This window comes from Mesorhizobium sp. M0410 (assembly GCF_040321435.1).
Classification (GTDB): domain Bacteria; phylum Pseudomonadota; class Alphaproteobacteria; order Rhizobiales; family Rhizobiaceae; genus Mesorhizobium.
The window spans coordinates 234,403-254,528 of the sequence record NZ_JAMYRN010000007.1; the positions used below are offsets into that span (position 1 = coordinate 234,403).

22 protein-coding genes are annotated in these 20,126 nt (G+C 61.1%); 14 read left to right on the top strand and 8 right to left on the bottom strand.

Going from position 1 to position 20,126, the window contains the following annotated elements; translation table 11 throughout:
• Positions 1-11 precede the first annotated feature (11 nt).
• From tmk to NKI63_RS12715, 5 genes are all read left to right on the top strand, one after another.
• Positions 12-686, top strand: coding sequence for a dTMP kinase (gene tmk / locus NKI63_RS12695; RefSeq protein ID WP_352689313.1), 675 nt, complete (start codon positions 12-14; stop codon positions 684-686).
• A complete protein-coding gene (locus NKI63_RS12700; protein ID WP_352689312.1) occupies positions 683-1,738 on the top strand; it encodes a DNA polymerase III subunit delta' in 1,056 nt (351 codons plus the stop codon). Before tmk ends, NKI63_RS12700 begins: the two co-directional genes overlap by 4 nt.
• Before the next feature lie 120 nt (positions 1,739-1,858).
• Positions 1,859-3,445 carry a methionine--tRNA ligase gene (gene metG, locus NKI63_RS12705; protein ID WP_352689351.1) on the top strand — a complete coding sequence of 529 codons (1,587 nt, stop codon included), beginning with the start codon at positions 1,859-1,861 and terminating at the stop codon, positions 3,443-3,445.
• The gene (locus NKI63_RS12710; protein ID WP_352689311.1) at positions 3,445-4,239 is read left to right on the top strand and encodes a TatD family hydrolase; all 795 of its coding nucleotides are present in this window, start codon (positions 3,445-3,447) and stop codon (positions 4,237-4,239) included. The genes metG and NKI63_RS12710 overlap by 1 nt, the downstream gene beginning before the upstream one ends.
• Before the next feature lie 3 nt (positions 4,240-4,242).
• Positions 4,243-5,061, top strand: a complete 819-nt coding sequence (locus NKI63_RS12715; protein ID WP_352478841.1) for an MBL fold metallo-hydrolase — start codon at positions 4,243-4,245, stop codon at positions 5,059-5,061.
• A gap of 215 nt (positions 5,062-5,276) precedes the next feature.
• On the opposite strand, the gene NKI63_RS12720 is transcribed toward NKI63_RS12715, so the two are convergent.
• Complete coding sequence (locus tag NKI63_RS12720; protein WP_352821694.1) at positions 5,277-5,480, bottom strand: hypothetical protein; 204 nt, start codon at positions 5,478-5,480, stop codon at positions 5,277-5,279.
• An 847-nt stretch (positions 5,481-6,327) separates the two neighbouring features.
• On the opposite strand from NKI63_RS12720, the gene NKI63_RS12725 reads away from it, so the two are divergent.
• From NKI63_RS12725 to NKI63_RS12735, 3 genes are all read left to right on the top strand, one after another.
• On the top strand, positions 6,328-8,025 hold the full coding sequence (locus NKI63_RS12725; RefSeq protein WP_352821697.1) for a hypothetical protein: 1,698 nt from the start codon (positions 6,328-6,330) through the stop codon (positions 8,023-8,025).
• 34 nt (positions 8,026-8,059) lie between these two features.
• Entirely contained in the window at positions 8,060-8,734 is a 675-nt protein-coding gene (locus tag NKI63_RS12730; RefSeq protein ID WP_352821700.1) for a hypothetical protein, read from the top strand.
• A 119-nt stretch (positions 8,735-8,853) separates the two neighbouring features.
• Positions 8,854-9,369 (top strand): M15 family metallopeptidase, encoded by a 516-nt coding sequence (locus NKI63_RS12735; RefSeq protein WP_352821703.1) that lies wholly within the window; start codon positions 8,854-8,856, stop codon positions 9,367-9,369.
• Here NKI63_RS12735 and NKI63_RS12740 read toward each other — a convergent pair.
• Positions 9,358-9,594 (bottom strand): hypothetical protein, encoded by a 237-nt coding sequence (locus NKI63_RS12740; protein ID WP_352821705.1) that lies wholly within the window; start codon positions 9,592-9,594, stop codon positions 9,358-9,360. The two genes, NKI63_RS12735 and NKI63_RS12740, sit on opposite strands and share 12 nt — an antisense overlap.
• A gap of 349 nt (positions 9,595-9,943) precedes the next feature.
• On the opposite strand from NKI63_RS12740, the gene NKI63_RS12745 reads away from it, so the two are divergent.
• The 4 genes from NKI63_RS12745 to NKI63_RS12760 all read left to right on the top strand — a co-directional run bounded on the left by NKI63_RS12745 (position 9,944) and on the right by NKI63_RS12760 (position 13,296).
• The gene (locus NKI63_RS12745) at positions 9,944-10,855 is read left to right on the top strand and encodes a rolling circle replication-associated protein (RefSeq protein ID WP_352821708.1); all 912 of its coding nucleotides are present in this window, start codon (positions 9,944-9,946) and stop codon (positions 10,853-10,855) included.
• A gap of 472 nt (positions 10,856-11,327) precedes the next feature.
• Positions 11,328-11,471, top strand: coding sequence for a hypothetical protein (locus NKI63_RS12750; protein ID WP_352821711.1), 144 nt, complete (start codon positions 11,328-11,330; stop codon positions 11,469-11,471).
• A gap of 237 nt (positions 11,472-11,708) precedes the next feature.
• Entirely contained in the window at positions 11,709-12,611 is a 903-nt protein-coding gene (locus NKI63_RS12755; RefSeq protein ID WP_352689309.1) for an agmatinase, read from the top strand.
• 94 nt (positions 12,612-12,705) lie between these two features.
• The gene (locus NKI63_RS12760) at positions 12,706-13,296 is read left to right on the top strand and encodes a hypothetical protein (protein ID WP_352689308.1); all 591 of its coding nucleotides are present in this window, start codon (positions 12,706-12,708) and stop codon (positions 13,294-13,296) included.
• Positions 13,297-13,398: 102 nt separating this feature from the next.
• Here NKI63_RS12760 and NKI63_RS12765 read toward each other — a convergent pair whose 3' ends face one another.
• The 4 genes from NKI63_RS12765 to NKI63_RS12780 are packed head-to-tail and all read right to left on the bottom strand — an operon-like array spanning position 13,399 to position 16,021.
• Positions 13,399-13,953 (bottom strand): DUF2076 domain-containing protein, encoded by a 555-nt coding sequence (locus NKI63_RS12765; RefSeq protein ID WP_352689307.1) that lies wholly within the window; start codon positions 13,951-13,953, stop codon positions 13,399-13,401.
• Positions 13,954-13,985: 32 nt separating this feature from the next.
• Positions 13,986-14,693 carry a Bax inhibitor-1/YccA family protein gene (locus NKI63_RS12770; protein ID WP_254817208.1) on the bottom strand — a complete coding sequence of 236 codons (708 nt, stop codon included), beginning with the start codon at positions 14,691-14,693 and terminating at the stop codon, positions 13,986-13,988.
• 24 nt (positions 14,694-14,717) lie between these two features.
• The gene (locus tag NKI63_RS12775; protein ID WP_352821715.1) at positions 14,718-15,491 is read right to left on the bottom strand and encodes an anti-sigma factor family protein; all 774 of its coding nucleotides are present in this window, start codon (positions 15,489-15,491) and stop codon (positions 14,718-14,720) included.
• The gene (locus NKI63_RS12780) at positions 15,491-16,021 is read right to left on the bottom strand and encodes a sigma-70 family RNA polymerase sigma factor (protein ID WP_352876799.1); all 531 of its coding nucleotides are present in this window, start codon (positions 16,019-16,021) and stop codon (positions 15,491-15,493) included. The genes NKI63_RS12775 and NKI63_RS12780 overlap by 1 nt, the downstream gene beginning before the upstream one ends.
• Before the next feature lie 211 nt (positions 16,022-16,232).
• Here NKI63_RS12780 and NKI63_RS12785 point away from each other — a divergent pair, with 211 nt between their 5' ends.
• Positions 16,233-17,417, top strand: coding sequence for an amino acid aminotransferase (locus NKI63_RS12785; protein ID WP_352821718.1), 1,185 nt, complete (start codon positions 16,233-16,235; stop codon positions 17,415-17,417).
• A gap of 136 nt (positions 17,418-17,553) precedes the next feature.
• Positions 17,554-18,378 carry a nucleoside triphosphate pyrophosphohydrolase gene (gene mazG, locus NKI63_RS12790; protein WP_352689302.1) on the top strand — a complete coding sequence of 275 codons (825 nt, stop codon included), beginning with the start codon at positions 17,554-17,556 and terminating at the stop codon, positions 18,376-18,378.
• Between the two features lie 6 nt (positions 18,379-18,384).
• Here the strand turns inward: mazG and hflX are convergent, their stop codons facing one another.
• Positions 18,385-19,776, bottom strand: a complete 1,392-nt coding sequence (hflX, locus tag NKI63_RS12795) for a GTPase HflX (protein ID WP_352689300.1) — start codon at positions 19,774-19,776, stop codon at positions 18,385-18,387.
• Entirely contained in the window at positions 19,777-20,022 is a 246-nt protein-coding gene (gene hfq / locus NKI63_RS12800) for an RNA chaperone Hfq (protein WP_006202172.1), read from the bottom strand.
• Positions 20,023-20,126 lie beyond the last annotated feature (104 nt).

The following is a 20,126-nucleotide window of genomic DNA, read 5'->3' on the forward strand; positions in this document are numbered from 1 at the left end:
GGACAAAGGCTTTGGCGCGCGGATTTTTCATCACTTTTGAAGGCGGCGAAGGAGCAGGCAAGTCGACGCAGATCGAGCGGCTGGCAAAGAAGATGCGCGCCAAGAAATACGATGTGCTGGTGACGCGTGAGCCGGGTGGCTCGCCGGGGGCGGAGGCGGTCAGGCATGTCCTGCTTTCAGGCGCAGCCGAGCCGTTCGGCCCCAAGATGGAAGCGTTGCTTTTCGCCGCTGCGCGATCCGACCATGTCGAACAGGTCATCCGGCCGGCGGTCGAGCGCGGTTCGGTCGTGCTTTGCGATCGTTTCATGGATTCTTCGCGCGTCTACCAGGGCGTCACCGGCGGCCTCGACCCGGCATTCATGGACGCGTTGGAGAAGGTCGCCATCAACGGCATGGTGCCGGACATGACGCTGATCTTCGATATCGACCCCGCCGAGGGCCTGAGGCGCGCTACCGCCCGGCGGGGGAGCAGTGACGGACCGGACCGCTTCGAGAAGGAAAGATTGGCCATCCACCAACGCCGGCGCGAGGCGTTTCTCGCGATCGCCGCAGCTGAACCCGAACGCTGCGTCGTCGTCGATGCGTCAGCCGACCCCGACACCGTGGAGGATATCTTTACCGCCATCGTCTTCGCGGCTCTCGAGAGGATGATGCCGGCGCAAAGAAGGCAGGCGGCGCCGGCATGATTTTCGAACGCATCGCGCCGGAACAGCACGATACGCTGGACGGGGTGCCCGAGCCATCCGAGACGCCGCGTCTTGTCGGTCACCCGCAGGCAGCCAACATGCTCGCCACCGCTTACCGCTCGGGAAAGCTGCCGCACGCACTGATCTTTGCCGGACCGGTGGGCATAGGCAAGGCGACGCTGGCCTTTCATCTGGCGCATCATCTGTTGAAGCACCCGGCCTTCGAGCAGGCGCTGGAAAGCCTTGCCGTTCCAGATCCGGCTTCGTCGCTGTTTCGCCAGATCGCCACCGGGGCACATCCTTCGGTTCTGCATCTTACACGCCCCGCGAATGACAAGACCAAGAGCTTCAAGACAGTGGTCACGGTCGACGAAATCCGTAAGGTCAGCCGCTTTCTGTCACTGACCTCGCACGACGGCAGCTACCGGGTGGTTATCGTCGATCCCGCCGACGACATGAACACCAATGCTGCCAATGCTTTGCTGAAGAATCTTGAAGAGCCACCCGCGCGCACCTTGTTCATCCTCATCGTCCATGCGCCGGGCAGTTTGCTGCCGACGATCCGGTCGCGCTGCCAGATGGTGCGATTAGCCCCGCTCGATGCCAAGAGCTTGATGGCGGTTCTGGAGGGCATCGAGCCGCCGCCACCGGAGGATCCTGCGGCGCGCGCGGCGCTGGCGGAGCGGGCAGGGGGCAGCGCGCGCAACGCGATCCTGTTGACGCAGTATGGCGGGCTTGAAATCGCCGCGACCCTCGATGCCCTGGTGATGTCCAAAAAGATAGATGTCGCAGGCGCCTACCGTCTTGCCGAGGCGGTCGCCGGCCGCGACCAGGCAATCCCGTTCGAGATATTCAATCGCCGCGCGCTCGACCTGCTGTCGGCCGGCGCCAGCCAGGCCGCGCTCGCCGGCGATCTCGCGCGGGCCAAAACGCTGTCGGATACTTGGCACGAGGCTTTGAACGCTATATCTGAAACCGAGACCTACAATCTCGACAAAAAGCAGCACGCCCTGACCATGATCGACCGCCTGAATTCTGCAATGCGAATGTGACGGCCGCTGGCGTGGCTTTGAAGCCCCTGAGCATTGATCCCAATCAATCGCAGGAACTTCGAAGCCACCACATTGGCGTCGGATGGCAATTGCCGTTTCGATGCGATATCTCACCGCGACATCTTTCATTCAGACATTCATGACGGCTCATCCATGTCACGCGAAAAATACTACGTCACGACGCCGATCTTCTATCCGAACGGAAAGCCGCATATCGGCCATGCCTACAATGTGATCGCCAGCGACACGCTTGCCCGCTTCCAGCGGCTCGACGGCAAGGACGTCTTCTTCGTCTCGGGGACCGACGAGCACGGCTTGAAGATGCAGCAGACGGCGGACGCCGAAGGCCTGACGCCGAAGGCGCTTGCCGATCGCAATTCGGCGATCTTCCGTTCGATGCTCGAAGCGACCGGCTGCTCGAACGACGTTTTTATCCGAACTACCGAGGAGCGGCACTACAAGGCTTGCCAGGCGATCTGGACACGCATGGCTGAGAATGGCGACATTTACCTCGACCGCTACAGCGGCTGGTATTCGGTTCGGCAGGAAGCCTATTTCGATGAGGCCGAAACCAAGGTCGGCGACGACGGCGTGCGCCGCGAACCGCTCGGCTCGCCTGTCGAATGGACCGAAGAAGAAAGCTACTTCTTTCGGCTTTCCGCCTATCAGGACAGGCTGCTCGCACTATACGAGAACAGCCCCGAATTCGTCGGGCCAGCGGAGCGGCGCAATGAAATCGTCAGCTTCGTCAAATCCGGCCTCAGGGATCTGTCCATCTCGCGCACCACGTTTAACTGGGGCGTGCCGGTCCCGGGCGACGACAAGCATGTGATGTATGTCTGGGTCGATGCACTGACCAACTACATCACCGCTGCCGGTTATCCGGATCCGGCCAGCGAGAGATGGTCTTTCTGGCCTGCAAACGTTCATGTCATCGGCAAGGATATCGTGCGCTTTCACGCGGTCTACTGGCCGGCTTTCCTGATGTCGGCTGGCATCGAATTGCCGAAGCGCGTGTTCGCGCATGGTTTTTTGTTCAACCGCGGCGAGAAAATGTCGAAGTCGGTCGGCAACGTCATCGACCCGTTCGCCATGATCGAGCACTACGGTCTCGACCAGGTGCGCTATTTCTTCCTGCGCGAAGTGCCGTTCGGTCAGGACGGTAGCTACAGCCATGATGCGATCGTCAACCGCACCAATGCCGACCTTGCCAACGATCTTGGCAATCTGGCGCAGCGCTCGCTGTCGATGATCGGCAAGAACTGCGGCGGCGTGGTGCCGAAGCGTGGCGAATTGAGCGACGCCGACAAGGCGATCCTCGATCAGGCAGATGCTGCCCTTGTCACGGCGCGCAGGACGATGGCCGACCAGGGCATCCATTTGGCGCTGGCGGCGATCTTTGGCGTGGTGGCCGAAGCCAACCGCTATTTCGCTGGGCAGGAGCCATGGGCGCTGAAGAAGACCGATCCGGCACGCATGGAAACGGTGCTGTGGACGACGGCAGAGGTGATCCGGCGTGTCGGATTGCTGTGCCAGCCCTTCATTCCAGGCTCGGCGGCAAAGCTGCTCGATCTTTTGGCAGTGCCGGCGGACAGCCGCGACTTCGCGCATGTCGCCGAACGTCATGCGCTGGTGTCCGGTACGGCGCTGCCGGCGCCGGAACCAGTATTTCCACGCTATGTCGAGCAAACGGATACAAGCGCCTGATGCTGGTCGACAGTCACTGCCATCTCGACTTTCCGGATTTCGCCGAAGAGCGGGCGACCATCGTCGCCCGCGCCCTCGCGGCCGGCGTCGGCCGTATGGTGACGATCTCGACGAGGGTGAAGCGATTTAGCCAAGTGCTTGAGATTGCAGAGACTTTCGATGAGGTCTATTGCTCGGTGGGCACCCATCCGCACAATGCGGCGGAAGAGCTTGACGTCGCTGTCGATGATCTGGTGCGGCTCTCTGCTCATCGCAAAGTGGTGGCGATCGGCGAGGCCGGGCTCGACTATTTCTACGATCATGCGCCGCGCGACGCACAGGCTCAGGGCTTTCGCACCCACATCGCCGCGGCGCGCGTGACCGGTCTGCCGCTGGTCATCCATTCGCGCGACGCCGACGACGACATGGCTGACATCCTCGAAGAAGAAACAGGGAAGGGCGCCTTCCCCTTCATCCTGCACTGTTTTTCGTCTGGGCGCAGGCTAGCCGAGATCGGTGTCGCGCTCGGCGGCTACGTTTCGTTTTCCGGTATCCTGACCTTCAAGAACTCCGCCGAGCTGCGCGCCGTCGCCGCCGATGTGCCGCGCGACCGTCTGCTGGTCGAAACCGACGCGCCATACCTTGCGCCGATCCCGTTTCGCGGCAAGCGCAATGAGCCCGCCTATGTCGCGCATACAGCCAAGGTGCTGGCCGAGACGATCGGCTTCAGCGAGGCCGAGATCGCTGATATCACCACGGATAATTTCTTCCGGCTGTTCAGGAAAATGCCGCGCCCGAGCGCGCCGGGCGCCTGACGCATGAGCGACCGGTTACGTCTTACCGTCCTCGGCTGCGGCTCATCGCCGGGCACGCCACGCATCACCGGCGACTGGGGCAGTTGCGATCCCGCGAACCCCCGAAACCGGCGCACGCGCACCGCAGCGCTCGTCGAGCGGATCGCGGCGAATGGCGTCCGGACCACGGTCGTCATCGACACCGGCCCGGATTTCCGCGAGCAGATGCTGCTGGCATCGGTCAGGCGCATCGATGCGGTGGTCTATACACATCCGCATGCCGACCATATCCACGGCATCGACGATTTGCGCGGCTTCGTACTGGAGCAGCGCCACCGGATCGACATCCATGCCGATCAGGCCACCATGCTGCGCTTACGCGAGGCGTTCCGCTACTGTTTCGAAACACCGAAAGGCAGTTCGTATCCGCCGATCGTGAACGCCCATATCATCGACCACGACAGGCCGGTGGTGATCGAGGGCGAGGGCGGCGCCCTCACCCTCGAACCGCTGGTGCAGCTTCATGGCGACATCACCTCGCTGGGTTTCCGCATCGGCGGGCTGGCTTATTGCCCTGATGTCAGCGACTTTCCGGACGCGACCGCCGAGCGCTTGCGCGGGTTGGACGTGCTGGTCATCGACGCGCTGCAATACACCGTCCATCCGAGCCATCTGTCGCTTGGCCAGGCGCTTGGCTGGATCGAAAGACTGGCGCCGAAGAACGCGGTGCTGACGCATATGCATGTGCCACTCGACTACGCAACGGTAATGGCCGAGACGCCGGCCAACGTCGAGCCTGCTTATGATGGCATGACGATCGAAATCCCTTACGAATCAGCGTGAAGGATCGAGTTTTTACGGTTGGGTTTCTGAGTGGGGTCTCGCAAGGTGCGTGAAACCAATTCTCGCTCTAAAGCCGGCCCAGCGGCTCGCTGGTGCCACTTCCACGCCACATTCTTATCCGCCATTTCAGTTCCATAACCTATCTTATGCGACTAATTCACGAAGCGAGCTAAAGCGAACCAAAACCGAAAGGAATTGGAGCTTTGAAAAATGTCCTACTCCGCAGCTTCGTCGTCCCGCTCGCCTCGCGCGCTGGGACCGCGCTTGCTGCCTACCTCATGGCGAAAGGCCTTGATGGTACTCTGGCAGACCAGTTCGCAAATGGTGTGCTGGCTGTCGTTCTGGTTGGTTGCGATGTAATCACCGGAAAAGCCCTCTCCCTCGTCGGCATCGACAATCGGGAGGCGTCCTAAATTCATTGGGGCGCTCTTGGGCGGTATCGCCTCTATTGCAGGCGCTATCATGGGTGGGGGCGATCAGACCACCACCTCTACGGTTGATTACGAAGCAATGGTTAGGTCGGCTGAAAAAGCCGGCTTCAACCCTCTTACCGCCATTCGCAATGGCGGCGCGGCGGGCTTCACTAGGACAACTACCCCCGGCAATCCTCTGGCTGCCGGTCTCTCTGCCGCTGGCTCTTGGCTCACAAACTTTGACCCATACGCCGATGCGGCGCGTGATCAACAGTCGCGCCTTGTCGAGGCGCAAATCAGCAACCTCAATGCTGAAACCGGCAGTCACATGCGGACGCTCTCTACGCCCTCCGGTCCGGTCCTTCGTAGGCCGGGAACTGCCGGTGTCTCTGGTAGCTCCGTGCCCGGCGCTTTGCCAGCTGGCAAGGTATCGGCAACCAACCCTCTCCCCGGTCGTGCCATCATCGATCCGACCTTTGCGGACGCTGATGCATGGGAAGCCCGGTACTCTGACCCGGGCGGGTGGGTCGGCGCCCTCGTGAATGTTGGCGCTGATATGGACGCCAATATCCGGCGTTACTGGCCGGGGGCGGATACCGTCTTCTCGGACGGTCGTCGGGCCATCCGCAACGCGTGGTCGCGTGGCAATCCATGGATGGTCCCTCCTGCATCCGGCAATCAACCGGGCGGACAGGCGTATGTCCTCCCTCCCCTCGCCCGCTCGTCCGGCATGTCGGGTAGCTGGTGATGCCCTGCGCCGCTTGTACTCGGCGGCGCAAGGCCGTCGCTCGGACGCTCCGAGCAATCTCCAAAAAATCAACGCGCGTCATGCGCTCTCTGAAAGGTCGTAAAAATGGCTACTCGCAATCAATCCGCTGAACTGGCGCCCGGCTCGGGCGATCTCCTGCGGATGAACCGTACCTTGACCACTCCCATCATGGTCAACCGCTCGATGCGGGTTCACACCGCTCGCGGCATCACTTCCCTGCCCGCCGGTAAGATGGTCCCCATCGCCGCTGTTCCTCTGCTCCGCGAGGACGCGGTAAAATCCGGTCGGCTACGCTTCACGTTCGAAATGATGGAAACGGCCGAAATCCTCATGAACGCCGTCTATGTATCGGTGAAAGCCTATCTCGTCCCATGGTCCGCGTTTACTCGCTTCGACAGTGTCGATGCAGTAAACCGCGCCTATGACGGCACGGAACAATATGCTGGCGGCCCGGTTCAACCGTTCGTCCAGCGTGAAACCTTCAACGCTGTTACCTCGGACGATATCAAGGTCTATCTCGGTCTTCATGCTAAGACCGGCGATACTGTCACGACCGCCTATCATGAGGCCTACAATGAAATCTGGAATTTCAGGGCCAAAAATCGCTCACCCGATCTCGCTATCCGGGCGCTAACCGACAAGTCGTTGGCTCCGGCCTTCTGGCGGCACGAACAGTTCAAACACATCGTGCCCGACTTCGACCAAGCCTTGATCGATGGTCAGGTGCCGCTTAACGTGGTCAACACGAAACTGCCGGTCTCGGGCCTCGGCATCAAGGGCACTCCGACTGCCTCTACTGCCACCTTCCGCGATAGTACCGGCGCAAGCTGGACGGGCGGTGCTGGTGGCGTCGTCGCACAGGAAGCGCTCCTCGGTGCCAAGCTTGCTGGCGCTATCTCTGGCACGGTCCTTCCGGCGATCTTCGCCGAACTGGCGACCAACGGTATCACCGTGTCGCTGTCGAACATCGAAATGGCAAAGAAGACTGCGGCCTTTGCGCAGCTTCGGACCCAGTACAGCGAACTGGACGACAATTACCTGATCAACATGTTGATGGATGGTCTCACCATCCCTGAGCAGGCCATGCGCCAGCCGATGTTGCTCGGTGAGAGCACGACCGTTTTCGGCATGAGCAAGCGCTATGCCTCGGACGCCGCGAACCTCACTGAAAGCGTCGTCAACGGCGCGACCATGATCGACATGGCTATACAAACGCCGCGCATTGCGCCGGGCGGTATCGTCATGGTGGTGGCGGAAATCACACCGGAGCAGCTGTTCGAAAGACAGGCTGACCCGATGTATCACTATCCGGTTGTCGCGGGCACGAACGCTCACACTGGCGGCGCGTTCCCTCACTATTTGAGGGATACCCTCGATCCGGAGAAGGTCGAGGCGGTGCCAAACCGCTATATCGACACTGCCCACGCCACGCCTGCCGGAACCTTCGGCTATGCGCCTCTGAACTATCGCTGGAACGTCCAGCAACCGCGCATTGGCGGCAAGTTCTACAACCCTGACCCGGCTGCGCCGTTCGATGAAGACCGCCAGCGCCTCTGGGCGGTGGAAACCGTCAACCCGACGCTCGGCGTGGACTTCTACCTGTGCACGAACATGAACACCAAGGTCTTTGTCGTCACCAACCAAGACCCGTTCGAGTGCATGACGCAAGGCGATTTCCTCATCGAGGGAAACACCGTCTTCGGAACGCCTCTCATCGAGGCGAACGACGATTACGCCAAGGTCCTCGCCAAGGTCGATCAGACGCGCCTTACCGGCGTCTGATCCCCTCCCCTCCCTCTTTTGAAAGGTCAAAACAATGTCTGCAACTATCCTTCGTATGGGCGATCTAAGCCGCTGGTCGGCGGTCAAGTCGGGCGATTACATCAAGCTGGACGGGCGCAAGGTGCGCACCGTTCGCCTCGATCTGCGCGCTTCGGACTACTGCCTCTGGTTCGTCGAGCGCGCCGATGAAGACGGCGTGGTCAACGAGGAATTCCTCTGTCTCACCCCGGCCGGCAACTCCACGATTGAACTGCTCGTGGCTGACGAAATGCGGCTTGTGCCGAACTTCGCAAAGGACGGTCATCTGCTGTTCTCGTCGCCTGAATTCGACTTCATCCACGTCGATGGCGATCCGGAAAGCTTTACCAAAATCGCGCACCGGCGCGCCCGCAATCCTGAGGTGGAATATATGCACTTCATGATGAACCAGAACATGGAAGCCCGGATGGCTGTCATGGAACAGGAAATGGAACGCCGCATGGCCGGCATAACGAAAGGGCTGCACGATGGCACGAACCTTAACAGCGAAGACGGTCTACATCAGCGACCGGCTACGCAACGTGAAAAACTACAAAAAGCGGCAGGGGGCGGGGGCACCTCGCCCGCTCCTGACGGGCTTTCTGGGGGCCTCCCGCAGCCCGACACCGGGGGCGGGTCCGGCACTGCTCCGCCAGCGTCTGACGGCGCTCCAGACCTCGGCGCGGCTTAACTCGCAGGGTCGTGGCGGCAGTGACCATTACGGCGGATGAAAAAGGAGGCTCGGGCGTTCGCGCCCGGGCCTCGCTTGTCGCACTCTCCCTTTATCGCAAACGCGGGGTGGAACCTCCAATGAACCTTAAAATGCTCGCCGGGGAAACCGGCATGCTTCCGGCTCGTGAGGCCTCGGCCGAACACGAAACTGTTCTACAGGGTCTGCGCGATCGCGCGTTCATGATGTCCGAACGCTATGCAGCACAACAGCTGCGCGCCCCGACCGAAGGTGCCAGGGCGGAAATTGTCACCTTTCACGATGCCTTTCAGAGGCAACTACGGGCGCTCGGCGTCCCTATGTTCGCGCACTGCTTCGTGCGCGACAGCCACGCTCAAGACGAGGCGTATGCGACCGGGCACAGCAAGGCGCAAGCCGGCGAAAGCCCCCACAACTTTGGTTGTGCCGTCGATATCGTTCACTCGCGTAAGGCGTGGTCGCTCACTAAGCGAGAATGGTCCGTCATCGGCCATATCGGTAAAGACGTTGCCGCCCGCAATCAGATGAAAATCGACTGGGGCGGCGACTGGAAGTTCTGGGACCCAGCCCATTGGGAAATCAGGGGCTGGCGTCGTCTCGTCGGCCTAACGTCTTAGCTTCTGCAGTCGGCCCGTCGCCTCGTTGCGGATCGGGCCGACTGTCAAATCTCTGTCGGCCTTTAGCCGATCCGCCAGTGTCTTAATATCGGCGGCTTGTGAAGCGTGAACCCATACTGTGACTTGGACGTATCCGGCATCGTACATCTTCTTTTTGAAGGTCCGCTGCCTCTCCTTTGGAGACTGCGAGGATACGAAATTAACTTCCTCTTCATAGTTGGCCATTGAGTCCTCCTGTACCCCGTTATTAGTAACGGTCAATACCAGTAACGCGTTACTGGTAACCGGTCAACCGTGTTTGGAGCTAAGTCCATGAGTTATTTTATGTTCAAGCCTCTTGAACTCCGGCGTCGCGCGATTTATTCGCGCGCGCCGGCCCCCGCACACCTCTCGTCGTATAGTGCAATTACTGACACCTCTAACGAGACCCGTCCCTATGTGCAGTAGCCCCCGCAATCTGCCAGACGGTGTAGTCGTTGGGTGTCGTAAATGTATGCAATGCATGTCGGTCCGTGCACAGGATTGGGTCGGCCGCTGCATTGCTGAAAGTCGGACTTCTGTGGCGTCACGCTTCGTGACCCTTACCTATGGCGGTGGTCTAACCGAAAGGTCTGAGGTCCTGACTTATTCAGATGTGCAAAAATACCTGAAACGTCTTCGCAAGAGCGGACACAAATTCAGGTATTTCGCAGTAGGTGAATACGGCTCTAAGAAGGGCCGTTGTCACTGGCATCTGATCTTATTCTATCAAGACACGCCTCCAGAAATGCCAATGGATGAGCGTGTCAATGAGAAGCATTGGCCACATGGTTTTTCACAGTGGGAAATAGCCTCCAATGCATCTATGCGGTATTGCGTGAAGTATCTCTATAAAGACGCTGGCGCTGACGAAAGTAAGCAAGCCAAATTCGTCTTATCTAAACTGCCGGCTATCGGCGTGCCTTACTTCCAAAAACTCGCATACGATTACGCACAACAAGGGATCGCGCCCCGCGAAATGTTCTACTGGTTCCCTGACGTGCTGAACTCAAAAACCGGCCTGCCCGAAAGGTTCTACCTGTCCAAACATAGTGCAGCCGGTATTACGTTCCTCTCGTCGTTCATCGACGCTTGGGCCTCGATACATGGCAATGATCGCTGGCCTCACTCCGATCTGGTCGAGGAATTCATTGACCGGAATACGGTCCTTACTGAGCCTCTCCAGTTCAAGCCTATACGCCGTGGCGCTAAGCCTTCGGCCCCTCCTCCAGGCGGTTCTCCGCCACTATTCTCGGAGTCGCACAACTGCTATTACTCCGACACCATAGCCGGCCGGTTATGGTTCTATCTCAACCCACAGGGGGACTTGGTATGGCATACGAAAATCGGAAAAAACGGGAGCGCCGTGAGCAACGGCAGGATCGCCCTAGGCGGGATACTGCGCGACGCTCCCTACCTCGCCCGCCCTCAAGACGCGTTGCGTTCGGGGCGCGGCGTAACCAAATGAAGCTCGGCCTCGGGCCTGAATTCTTCCCTCCCAAGCCGCTTAGACAACAGGTCATGCCGGACACCGCTGCTATCCAGCGTAGCGCTCGCGTTGAGAGGTTGCATGCGGAGCATGACAGACGCGTAGCGGCTGGGTTCTTAGCGCTGAACGAAAGTGGCAAGCGCAATCTCTCGCGGCTCAAAATCTCGCCCTTGGCCCCTCGGCCCCGATCATCCGTAAGGAGAGAGAAACTTGGCGAGACAAAAAAACTCCCCACCTCTCCTCTTGCTCTTGCGGGGGTACAGGGGGGCGCAGCCCCCCTAGCCGGGGGTGCGAGGGGGCTTGCCCCCTCCGCTGCGGCATCTGCGCCGGGCTCCGCCCGTCACTCCAGTGCGCGCAACCTAAATGCCGTCTGCAAAGCGCGACCGCGCGACAATACTGCAAAGGGAAAAAACGGTGGGGGGCCGCGTAAATTCGTGCCGTGGTGCTCCTGATGGAACCCCTCGGCGTAAGCTTCTTGCTGCTGCTGTCTTACCTGCTACCGCTGTTCGCGGTGATCGCCGTGATGTCATGGATTTCCAGCATTGCCGCCTCCCTCCAAAGGATCGCGGCGGCCCTCGAAAAAAAGGGTCAATAGGGGTTGCTCCCTGTTGACAATCGATCGCAAATCACGGCGATCTTCGTTTTCCGGGCTTAACGTTCGTTTAACCCGGAAATACTACAACAAGGTTCGCTATATCTTCACTCCTTTCGTGCATAACCTATCTTATGCGACTGAAGCTTGTAGCAGCCATTTTAGGAATGCGACGGTTGAGCAAATTAGAGATGCGACATTTGTCGTGCGTCTGACGAACCGCAGCATTACAACCAGCAAATGACCCACTTTCTCGGCTTTCCCGATCACCTCGCCGATGGCCGCATGCCTCGTGCGGTGATCTTCGGAGCCGGTCACGGCAGCACGTATCCCAGCGAGGACAGTCATGGCTATGCCTTGGCAGCCGACGCCATCCGCGCTGCAAGCCGGGTCGATGCCACGCTCATCGAGCACTGGGATTTCGATCTTGGTGGCCCGCTGTTCGACGGCAGGCCGATCTGCTGCATCGATACCGGCAACATCCCGACCACCATGCATGACAATGCCGGCAACCGGGCCAAGATCGAGGCGAAGACGCGCGAGGTCCTGGCATTGCCGGCCGTGCCGATCCTGCTCGGCGGCGACGACTCCGTGCCCATTCCCTTCCTCGCCGGATTTGCGGATCACGGCCCGGTCTGGATCCTGCAGATCGACGCCCATATCGACTGGCGCGACGAGTTGCATGGCGAACGATACGGCTATTCGAACCCGATGCGCCGGGCGAGCGAGATGCAGCATGTTGCCGGCATCGTGCAGGTCGGCATCCGTGGCGTCGGTAGCGCACGCATCACCGAAATCGAAGCTGCGCGGCGCTATGGCAGCCGTTTCGTGACCGCCCGCGAGGTTCACGCCCAGGGCGTCGAAGCCGCTCTCCGATACATTCCGGAAGGAGCGCGGATCGTCATCACGCTCGACTGCGATGGCCTCGATCCCGGTATCATGCCTGGCGTAGCTGCGCGTACACCCGGCGGCCTCACCTATACGCAAGTGATCGACCTGATCGCGGGCCTCGGCAGGCGGGCCAAGATCGCAGGATTCGACCTTGTCGAGCTCTATCCTCCCGCCGACATTGACGGCCTGTCGGCGATGACCGCCGCGCGCCTTCTCGTCAATGTAATCGGCACCATCGTCCGTCAAGTTTGAAAGCCGGCTTCCTCACGCATGATGGCCAGACAAGATTTCATCGGCTGCCGGCCAGGCGCGAAGATTCTCAACCGGCATGCTAGGGTTGCGAATCATGAAGCGACTTGGGCTCTTCACAAGTTTCGTCCTCACCCTCGCCTGCGTGCTCACTGGCGCGCGAGCGCAGGACTTTGATCGTGCGCCAGGCGAGAACGACCTGGCTTTCGCCAAACGTGTTGTCGGGTTCGCCGACAATGCTGATCCGCACACCACAGCCGTGAGCTGGAGCGGCCTCCAGACACTCTTCGTCGATTACCAGACCGCTGAGGACTATCCGGAACGCCCGCTCGTCGCGCTGCAACGGCTAGCTGACAACAGATATCGCACAATCCAGGTCACGATCGGTGAACAAGAGGGCGACACGCCGGACATAGCGCTCGGCCTCGCCAACGCCGACCACGACCCGGCAAAGGAACTGATCGTGATACTTTCCTGGGCTCAGATGCACTACGATGTCGAAGGGACGCTCTACGAAGTTCGCATCTTCGATGGCCCCAAGCCAGGCCAGAAGGCGCTGACTCAATTGAAAGCGAGCCGGAAGTTCGACGCCACATGCGACTGCCATTGGCGCGACGGCACAACGAAGCACTTCCGCTTCAAGACGATCGCAGCGGTCAAGACTGAACTGAAGCGCCTGGGTTATTAGCCGCCGGCGAGGGCTCGCTTCCCGGATGCTGCCCTCGCCATCTCGCCTATGCTGGCCCGCAATCGTCACCAGCGCCGGCACAGGCACAGTCTGGGTCGCTCGTCAGAACTCCATATCACCGAAGTCACCGCCATTGTCGGAGCTGGCATCGCCTGCCTGATCGGCTTCGTCCGGCTGCGGCGTCGGCTGTTCAGCTGCCTTCGCTTCGCTGCCGCCAAACATGCCGGCGATCGCGTTGCCGAGCAGCACTCCGCCGGCCACGCCCATCGCGGTCTGCGCAGCGCCAGCAAGAAAACCGCCGCCTGCCCGCTGTGGCGTGTCCTGCGGCCCTTCAGTTGCAACGGAGGCGGCGCGCCCTACCCGCGGAACCGAGCCCGAGCGCCTGCCGCCGCTGCGGCCGAAGAAGCTGCTGAGCGGTCCACCGCCGGCGGGCTGCTGCGCCTGCTCTTCCAGTTCTTCGATGCGCGCCTGAGCTGCGTTCAAGGCCTGCTCCTGAACCACGATCGTCTGGGCCATGTAATATGGCGCGCCAGGCTGCTGGCCGATCTGATCCTGGATGAAGCGCTCTGCTTCCGCATCGCGCGGCGACGCCTGGCGCTCGACATTTGCCAACTTCTCGAAGAGGCGTCCGATCGCCTGTTGATCGTTTCTGTCCATGATATCCGCCTCCGGTCGTGGTCCGACGCCGGCTATTCGCGCTCGCCGGTGAAGTTCAACAGCAGTTGGAAGATGTTGATGAAGTTCAGATAGAGCGAGAATGCACCGAAGACAGCGAGCTTCTGCTGTGATTCCGCACCGAAGTTTTCCGCATACTGCTCTTTGATAGTCTGGGTATCCCAGGCGGTGAGGCCGATGAAGACGGCGATGCCGATCACCGAGATCGCGAACTGGAGCGCGGTCGAGCCCAGGAAGATATTGACGATGCTGGCGATCACCACGCCGATCAGGCCCATGATCAGGAACGACGAGAACTGCGTCAGGTCGCGTTTGGTCGTGTACCCGTAAAGGCTGGTCGCGCCGAACATGGTGGCGGCGATGAAGAAGGTGCGTGCGATGCTGGTGCCGGTAAAGACCAGGAACACGGAAGCCAGCGACAGCCCCATGACCGCGCAGAATGCCCAGAACATCGCCTGGGCGCCGGCCGCCGACATCGTCTGCATCCGGAAGGAGAACAAGAGCACAAAAGCCAGTGGTGCCAGCATAACCACCCATTTCAGCGGTGTGGAGAAGATCGGCACGTAAAGCGCGGGTGTGGAAGCCACCACGAACGCGATCACGCCCGTAACGACGAGGCCAAGGCCCATGTAGTTGTAGACGCGCAGCATGTGCCGGCGCAGGCCTTCGTCGTAGACGGCTCCGGCTCGGGCTCCGGCCCCGATATATCCGAGATTGTTCATGTGGTTCTCCTTCTTGAAGGTCGATCAGTAAAGCGTCTTGGCGAGCGCTTCGGCCGTGAGATCTATGCCTTGGATGTCGCTACGTGCGACGACCGCGTAGGCGACCTCGCCGATCTGGAAATAAGCTGAGGAAACGTCGCCCGAGGGAACGACAGTCGGCTTGACGACGTCGAATGTCCCGGGCCTGATTGCGAACAACGAGACCAGCCCCATCTCTTTCGTCTCGACAGCCATCTCGACGCTCGGGCCGAACTGCGATGGGTAGATCTGCACGTCGCGGACCGTCCAGTCCGCTGGCAGCGATGGCATAATGATCGCCGTCGCGGCGCGAACTTCGTCGGCATTGTAGCCGGGCGCTTCGGGTTGCGACGACATCGCCTCGCGCACGAGCGTCGTGCGGTGCGCCCGGACCGCGTCCTCCACATAGGCGGGCGGATGGGTCGAAGCGACGACTTCCGTCACCGATATCGGTCCGATGAGCCCGTTCGCAAGCCAGCCGGCAGCGACGAAGACAGCGACTGCCGCCGCTCGCTGCAAAGCACCAAGGACGCGGCCGCGCGCCAATCCCCGCTCCAGCCGCCGTGCGGCCTCGGCCGTCGAGGGCCGCGCCATGCCTTTCGATCCGGCAAGCGCCACGCGCAATTCGTCACGCATCCGCAGGTCGGACATCACCCCCGCGGCCGCGTCCGGGCGGGCCGAAAGGAACGCCTCGACCTCGATGCGGCGTGCCACGTCCAGCTGATCGTCGACATAGGCGTCGAGATCGGTGTCGGTCACGGGATCGCGCAGTTGGTTCATTATCGACCTCCGACGATCTTCAGATGGCCTTTCGCCCGTGCCGGTGCCGCGTCCTCCATCTCGCGGAGTGCCGCACGTGCCCTGCCGATGCGCGACATCAGCGTGCCAAGCGGCACGCCGCTAACCTCGGCCGCCTCGCTGTAGCTGAGCCCCTCGATGGCGACGAGATGCAGCGCGCAACGTTGCTCTTCCGGCAATGTGAAAAAAGCGTCGCGCACCTGTGCCAGACGGACCGAATGTTCCTGCGCAGCCTGGACGCTGGCCTCGGCGAGATAGCCGGCCTGTTCGATGCGCATTGCTTCGGATTTGCGGGATCGCAAGCCGTCGATGAACGCGTTGTGGACGATCGACAGCAGCCATACGCGAAGGTTTCCGCCGGAGCGGAAGCTGCCGCGTCGCTCATAGGCACGCACCAGCGCATCATGCACCAGATCCTCTGCATCGGCGCTGTCGCGTGTCAGCGAGCGTGCATAGCGGCGCAGTGAACCGAGCTGTCCCAGAATGTCGAAGCGTGGCATCGGCCGTTTCATGTCCTGTTTACGGAGCAGGTCGGAATTTTAATCCCGCTCGCCCGAATTTTTCGGCTCGCCGCGCTCTCTCTGGGAGATATCGCGCCTGCCCTCGCCCGGCAGATAGTATCGGCCGCCCTCGAGGCAAACCGACGCCGCGTTGGCGCATATGAAACTGCTGGCAAAGCACGGCCGGTTTGCGTATCACTCCGCCGCCAACGGAAACTTATCGATGTTCGAAAATCTCCAGCCCGCGCCTGCCGACAAGATCCTGGCCTTGATCGGCCTCTATCGCGCCGACCCGCGTCCCGACAAGGTCGATCTCGGGGTCGGCGTCTATAAGGATCGCGACGGCAAGACGCCGGTGATGCGCGCGGTGCGCGAAGCCGAAAAGCGGTTGCTGCAGGGCCAGGATACCAAGACCTATCTCGGCCTCGCCGGGGATACCGCCTTCAACGCGGCGCTGGCCAGGTTGGTGTTCGGCCCAGCCGCCGACATGACACGCATTTGTGCGGCACAGGCGCCTGGCGGCTCCGGCGCGCTGCGGCTGGTGGCAGAGCTGCTGAAAAGGACCCGCACCGACGCGATGGTCTGGCTGTCGGATCCGACATGGCCGAACCACACGCCGGTCATGCGCGCCGCTGGCCTGCAGACACGCGAATATCCCTATTTCGACGCTGCTTCTGGTGCGGTTCGCTTCGACGACATGCTGAATGCATTGAGAACCGCGAATCCTGGCGACGTCGTATTGTTGCATGGCTGTTGCCATAACCCGACGGGCGCCAATCTAGACATCCCGCAATGGGCTGCCATTGCCGATCTTGTCGTTGAGCGTGGTCTGCTGCCTTTTGTCGACATCGCCTATCAGGGCTTTGGCGACGGGCTTGATGCGGATGCCGCCGGCTTGCGCCTTCTGGCGGCAAAAGTTCCGGAAATGGTCGTTGCCTCGAGCTGCTCGAAGAACTTTGCCGTCTATCGCGACCGAGTCGGTGCAGCGCTGATCATGGCGAAAGACGGCGCGCAGGCGGATTTGGCGATGGGCCAGATGCTGTCGGCGGCACGTGCCATGTATTCGATGCCGCCGGACCACGGCGCGGCGGCGGTGCGCATCGTGCTCGAAGACTCCGCATTGCGTTCCGATTGGGAGGCAGAGCTTGAAGAGATGCGGCTGCGCATGCTGCGGCTGCGCGTCCAGTTCGCCGAGGCGCTGCGGCGGCAGTCCAACTCCGACCGTTTCGATTTCGTCGCCAGCCATCGCGGCATGTTTTCCCGGCTCGGCCTGTCGGAAGACCAAGTCGAGCGGCTGCGCGCCGAGCATGGCATCTACATGGTCGGCGACAGCCGCATCAACGTTGCCGGGCTGCCCGAGGACGGCATGGATGCGCTCGCCAAGGCGATCGTCTCCGTGCTCGACTGATGCTTTTGCTAACTAGGATCTTCCGGAAACCGGCTTCCACTTTCGTATCATGGTCTGGCGACCCATCTGTGGACAAGGCGCCCTCACCGGCTGAAGCCGTTGGCCGCACAGCCGTGTACAGGATAGCGTTTCCCAGATGAAACCCTCGAAAGATATTTCCCGGCTGATCGAGATCATGGCAGCGCTGCGGGCGCCGGAAACCGGTTGCCCGTGGGATATCGAGCAGGACTTTTCGACAATCGCGCCATACACGATCGAGGAAGCCTACGAAGTGGCGGACGCCATTGCGCGCGGCGACCTCGACGATCTGCGGGATGAGCTCGGCGATCTCCTGCTGCAAGTGGTCTACCACGCGCAAATGGCCGAGGAGGCCGGCGAATTTTCATTCGGCGATGTGGTCCAGGCCATCACCACAAAAATGATCCGCCGCCACCCCCATGTCTTCGGCGACGACAAGGCGCGCAGCGCCGGCATGGCCAAGGGCATGTGGGAAAAGATCAAGGCAGAGGAAAAGGCGGTGAAGCGCAGTGCGCGCCTCACCCGTGGGCTCGACCCGGAAGACCATGGCAAGGGCTTTCTCGACAGCGTGCCGGTCGCGCTGCCCGCGCTGACCCGGGCGCTCAAGCTGCAGGAAAAGGCCGCCCGCGTCGACTTCGACTGGAGCGAGGCGGCACCGATCCTCGAAAAGATAGAGGAGGAGATCGGCGAATTGCGCGAAGCGCTGGCCAAAGGCGACAGCGCGCCGATCAAGGATGAGTTCGGCGACATGCTGTTTGCGGTCGTCAATCTCGGCCGGCACCTCAGAATTGATTCCGAAGCGGCACTCAGCGGCACCAACGAAAAATTCCGGTCGCGCTTCCACTATGTCGAGCGGACGCTGCAAGCGTCGGGAAACAGCCTCGAAGAGGCGACGCTGGACGAGATGGAAGCGCTCTGGCAGCAAGCAAAAAGTGCGAAGTAAAGGTCCCTACCCGTTGTTTTGACGGCGCAATCGGCTTTCGATCTCCTGCCGGGCGCTGTGCGTGGCCTTGAGCGCGATGGTCACGCTGCCATCCTCATTGTCATCACGCAAGACGATGTCGCCGTTGCGGTAAAGCCAGTCGACGACGGCGAGTTGGTCGGGCTTGAGCGTGACGGTGAACGTCTCCAGTTCGCCCGACATCATCGTCTCGATGATCGCCTTCAGCGCATCGATGCCCTCGCCGGTCACCGCCGATATGGCGATTGGCGGTGCCTTCTTGCCGTCAGCACCATCAGCAAGCAGCCGCGCCCGGTTGCCCTCGTCGAGCCGGTCGATCTTGTTCCATACTTCGATGACTCGCTTGCTATCGCGGGCATCGACGCCGAGATCGGCAAGGATGCGCTCGACATCTCCGGCCTGCGCGGCCGTATCGGGATCGGAGATGTCGCGCAGATGAATGACGAGGTCTGCCTCGACCACTTCCTCCAGCGTCGCCCTGAAGGCCGCGACCAGATGCGTTGGCAGGTCGGAAATGAAGCCGACCGTATCGGAAAGGATGATCGGCGTACCGTGCGGCAGGCGCACGCGGCGCAGCGTCGGGTCGAGCGTGGCAAACAGCATGTCTTCGGCCAACACCCCTGCTCCGGTTAGCCGGTTGAACAGCGTCGACTTGCCGGCATTGGTGTAGCCGACGATCGCCACCACCGGAAATGGCACCTTCTTGCGCTTGGCGCGGTGCAGGTCGCGGGTGCGGCGCACGGTTTCGAGCTCGTGCTTCAGCTTGGTGATCTTGTCCTGCAGCACACGCCGATCCGACTCGATCTGGGTCTCGCCAGGACCGCCGAGAAAGCCGGCGCCGCCGCGCTGGCGCTCGAGGTGGGTCCAGCTTCGGACAAGCCGGCCCTTCTGGTAGTTGAGATGGGCAAGGTCGACCTGCAGCGTGCCTTCTTTGGTGCGGGCGCGCTCGCCGAAAATCTCCAGGATCAGCCCGGTGCGGTCGAGCACCTTGGCGTTCAACTCTTTTTCGAGGTTGCGCTGCTGTACCGGGGTCAGCGGATGATCGACAATAACCACTTCCGCGTGGCCCTCTTTGACGATCTCGGCGAACTCCGCGACCTTGCCGCTGCCGAGCAGGGTCGCCGGACGTGGATCGTTGACGGTCACCACCGCCGTGTGGACCAGGTCAAGGTCGATGGCGCTGGCGAGGCCGACCGCCTCGTCGCGACGGGCCTCGGCGGAACGGGTCAGGCGCGGACGATTGGTATCGTCGTCGCCACGCGGCTGCCGGGTAAGCACCGGCACGATGACGACCGCCCGGGTCGGACCGTTCGCCTCTGTCCCGGTCTGATGTGCTGGTTTTCCGCGAACGCTGCGGTCCGCGTCTTTCTCACGTGCCAATCAGGCGCCCTGGCTTTCCTCACCATCGAACATCTGAACCGGCTGGCTCGGCATGATCGTGGAAATAGCGTGCTTGTAGACAAGCTGGGAATGGCCGTCGCGACGCAGCAGAACGCAGAAATTATCGAACGAAGTGACCACGCCGGTCAGCTTCACGCCGTTGATGAGAAAGATGGTGAGTGGGTTTTTGCTCTTGCGAACTGAATTCAGGAACAGGTCCTGAAGATTTTGCGATCGTTCCGCCATTGTTCTTGTCTTTCGCCGATCCCCTTCGGTTTGCAGGCCAATGCGCCAAATTAGCCGGCACATGTCAAGCACGCAAACACCATCTTGCCGTCAGTAACGACAAG

What these genes read in the sequence shown, in the direction of transcription:
- NKI63_RS12750 (WP_352821711.1), top strand. Translation starts at nt 11,328, where the DNA reads ATGGAACCCCTCGGCGTAAGCTTCTTGCTGCTGCTGTCTTACCTGCTA.
- NKI63_RS12760 (WP_352689308.1), top strand. Translation starts at nt 12,706, where the DNA reads ATGAAGCGACTTGGGCTCTTCACAAGTTTCGTCCTCACCCTCGCCTGC.
- NKI63_RS12735 (WP_352821703.1), top strand. Translation starts at nt 8,854, where the DNA reads ATGAACCTTAAAATGCTCGCCGGGGAAACCGGCATGCTTCCGGCTCGT.
- mazG (WP_352689302.1), top strand. Translation starts at nt 17,554, where the DNA reads ATGAAACCCTCGAAAGATATTTCCCGGCTGATCGAGATCATGGCAGCG.
- NKI63_RS12730 (WP_352821700.1), top strand. Translation starts at nt 8,060, where the DNA reads ATGTCTGCAACTATCCTTCGTATGGGCGATCTAAGCCGCTGGTCGGCG.
- NKI63_RS12755 (WP_352689309.1), top strand. Translation starts at nt 11,709, where the DNA reads ATGACCCACTTTCTCGGCTTTCCCGATCACCTCGCCGATGGCCGCATG.
- hfq (WP_006202172.1), bottom strand. Translation starts at nt 20,022, where the DNA reads ATGGCGGAACGATCGCAAAATCTTCAGGACCTGTTCCTGAATTCAGTT.
- NKI63_RS12725 (WP_352821697.1), top strand. Translation starts at nt 6,328, where the DNA reads ATGGCTACTCGCAATCAATCCGCTGAACTGGCGCCCGGCTCGGGCGAT.
- NKI63_RS12785 (WP_352821718.1), top strand. Translation starts at nt 16,233, where the DNA reads ATGTTCGAAAATCTCCAGCCCGCGCCTGCCGACAAGATCCTGGCCTTG.
- NKI63_RS12765 (WP_352689307.1), bottom strand. Translation starts at nt 13,953, where the DNA reads ATGGACAGAAACGATCAACAGGCGATCGGACGCCTCTTCGAGAAGTTG.
- NKI63_RS12740 (WP_352821705.1), bottom strand. Translation starts at nt 9,594, where the DNA reads ATGGCCAACTATGAAGAGGAAGTTAATTTCGTATCCTCGCAGTCTCCA.
- NKI63_RS12710 (WP_352689311.1), top strand. Translation starts at nt 3,445, where the DNA reads ATGCTGGTCGACAGTCACTGCCATCTCGACTTTCCGGATTTCGCCGAA.
- NKI63_RS12780 (WP_352876799.1), bottom strand. Translation starts at nt 16,021, where the DNA reads ATGAAACGGCCGATGCCACGCTTCGACATTCTGGGACAGCTCGGTTCA.
- NKI63_RS12700 (WP_352689312.1), top strand. Translation starts at nt 683, where the DNA reads ATGATTTTCGAACGCATCGCGCCGGAACAGCACGATACGCTGGACGGG.
- NKI63_RS12770 (WP_254817208.1), bottom strand. Translation starts at nt 14,693, where the DNA reads ATGAACAATCTCGGATATATCGGGGCCGGAGCCCGAGCCGGAGCCGTC.
- NKI63_RS12720 (WP_352821694.1), bottom strand. Translation starts at nt 5,480, where the DNA reads ATGAATTTAGGACGCCTCCCGATTGTCGATGCCGACGAGGGAGAGGGC.
- NKI63_RS12715 (WP_352478841.1), top strand. Translation starts at nt 4,243, where the DNA reads ATGAGCGACCGGTTACGTCTTACCGTCCTCGGCTGCGGCTCATCGCCG.
- NKI63_RS12775 (WP_352821715.1), bottom strand. Translation starts at nt 15,491, where the DNA reads ATGAACCAACTGCGCGATCCCGTGACCGACACCGATCTCGACGCCTAT.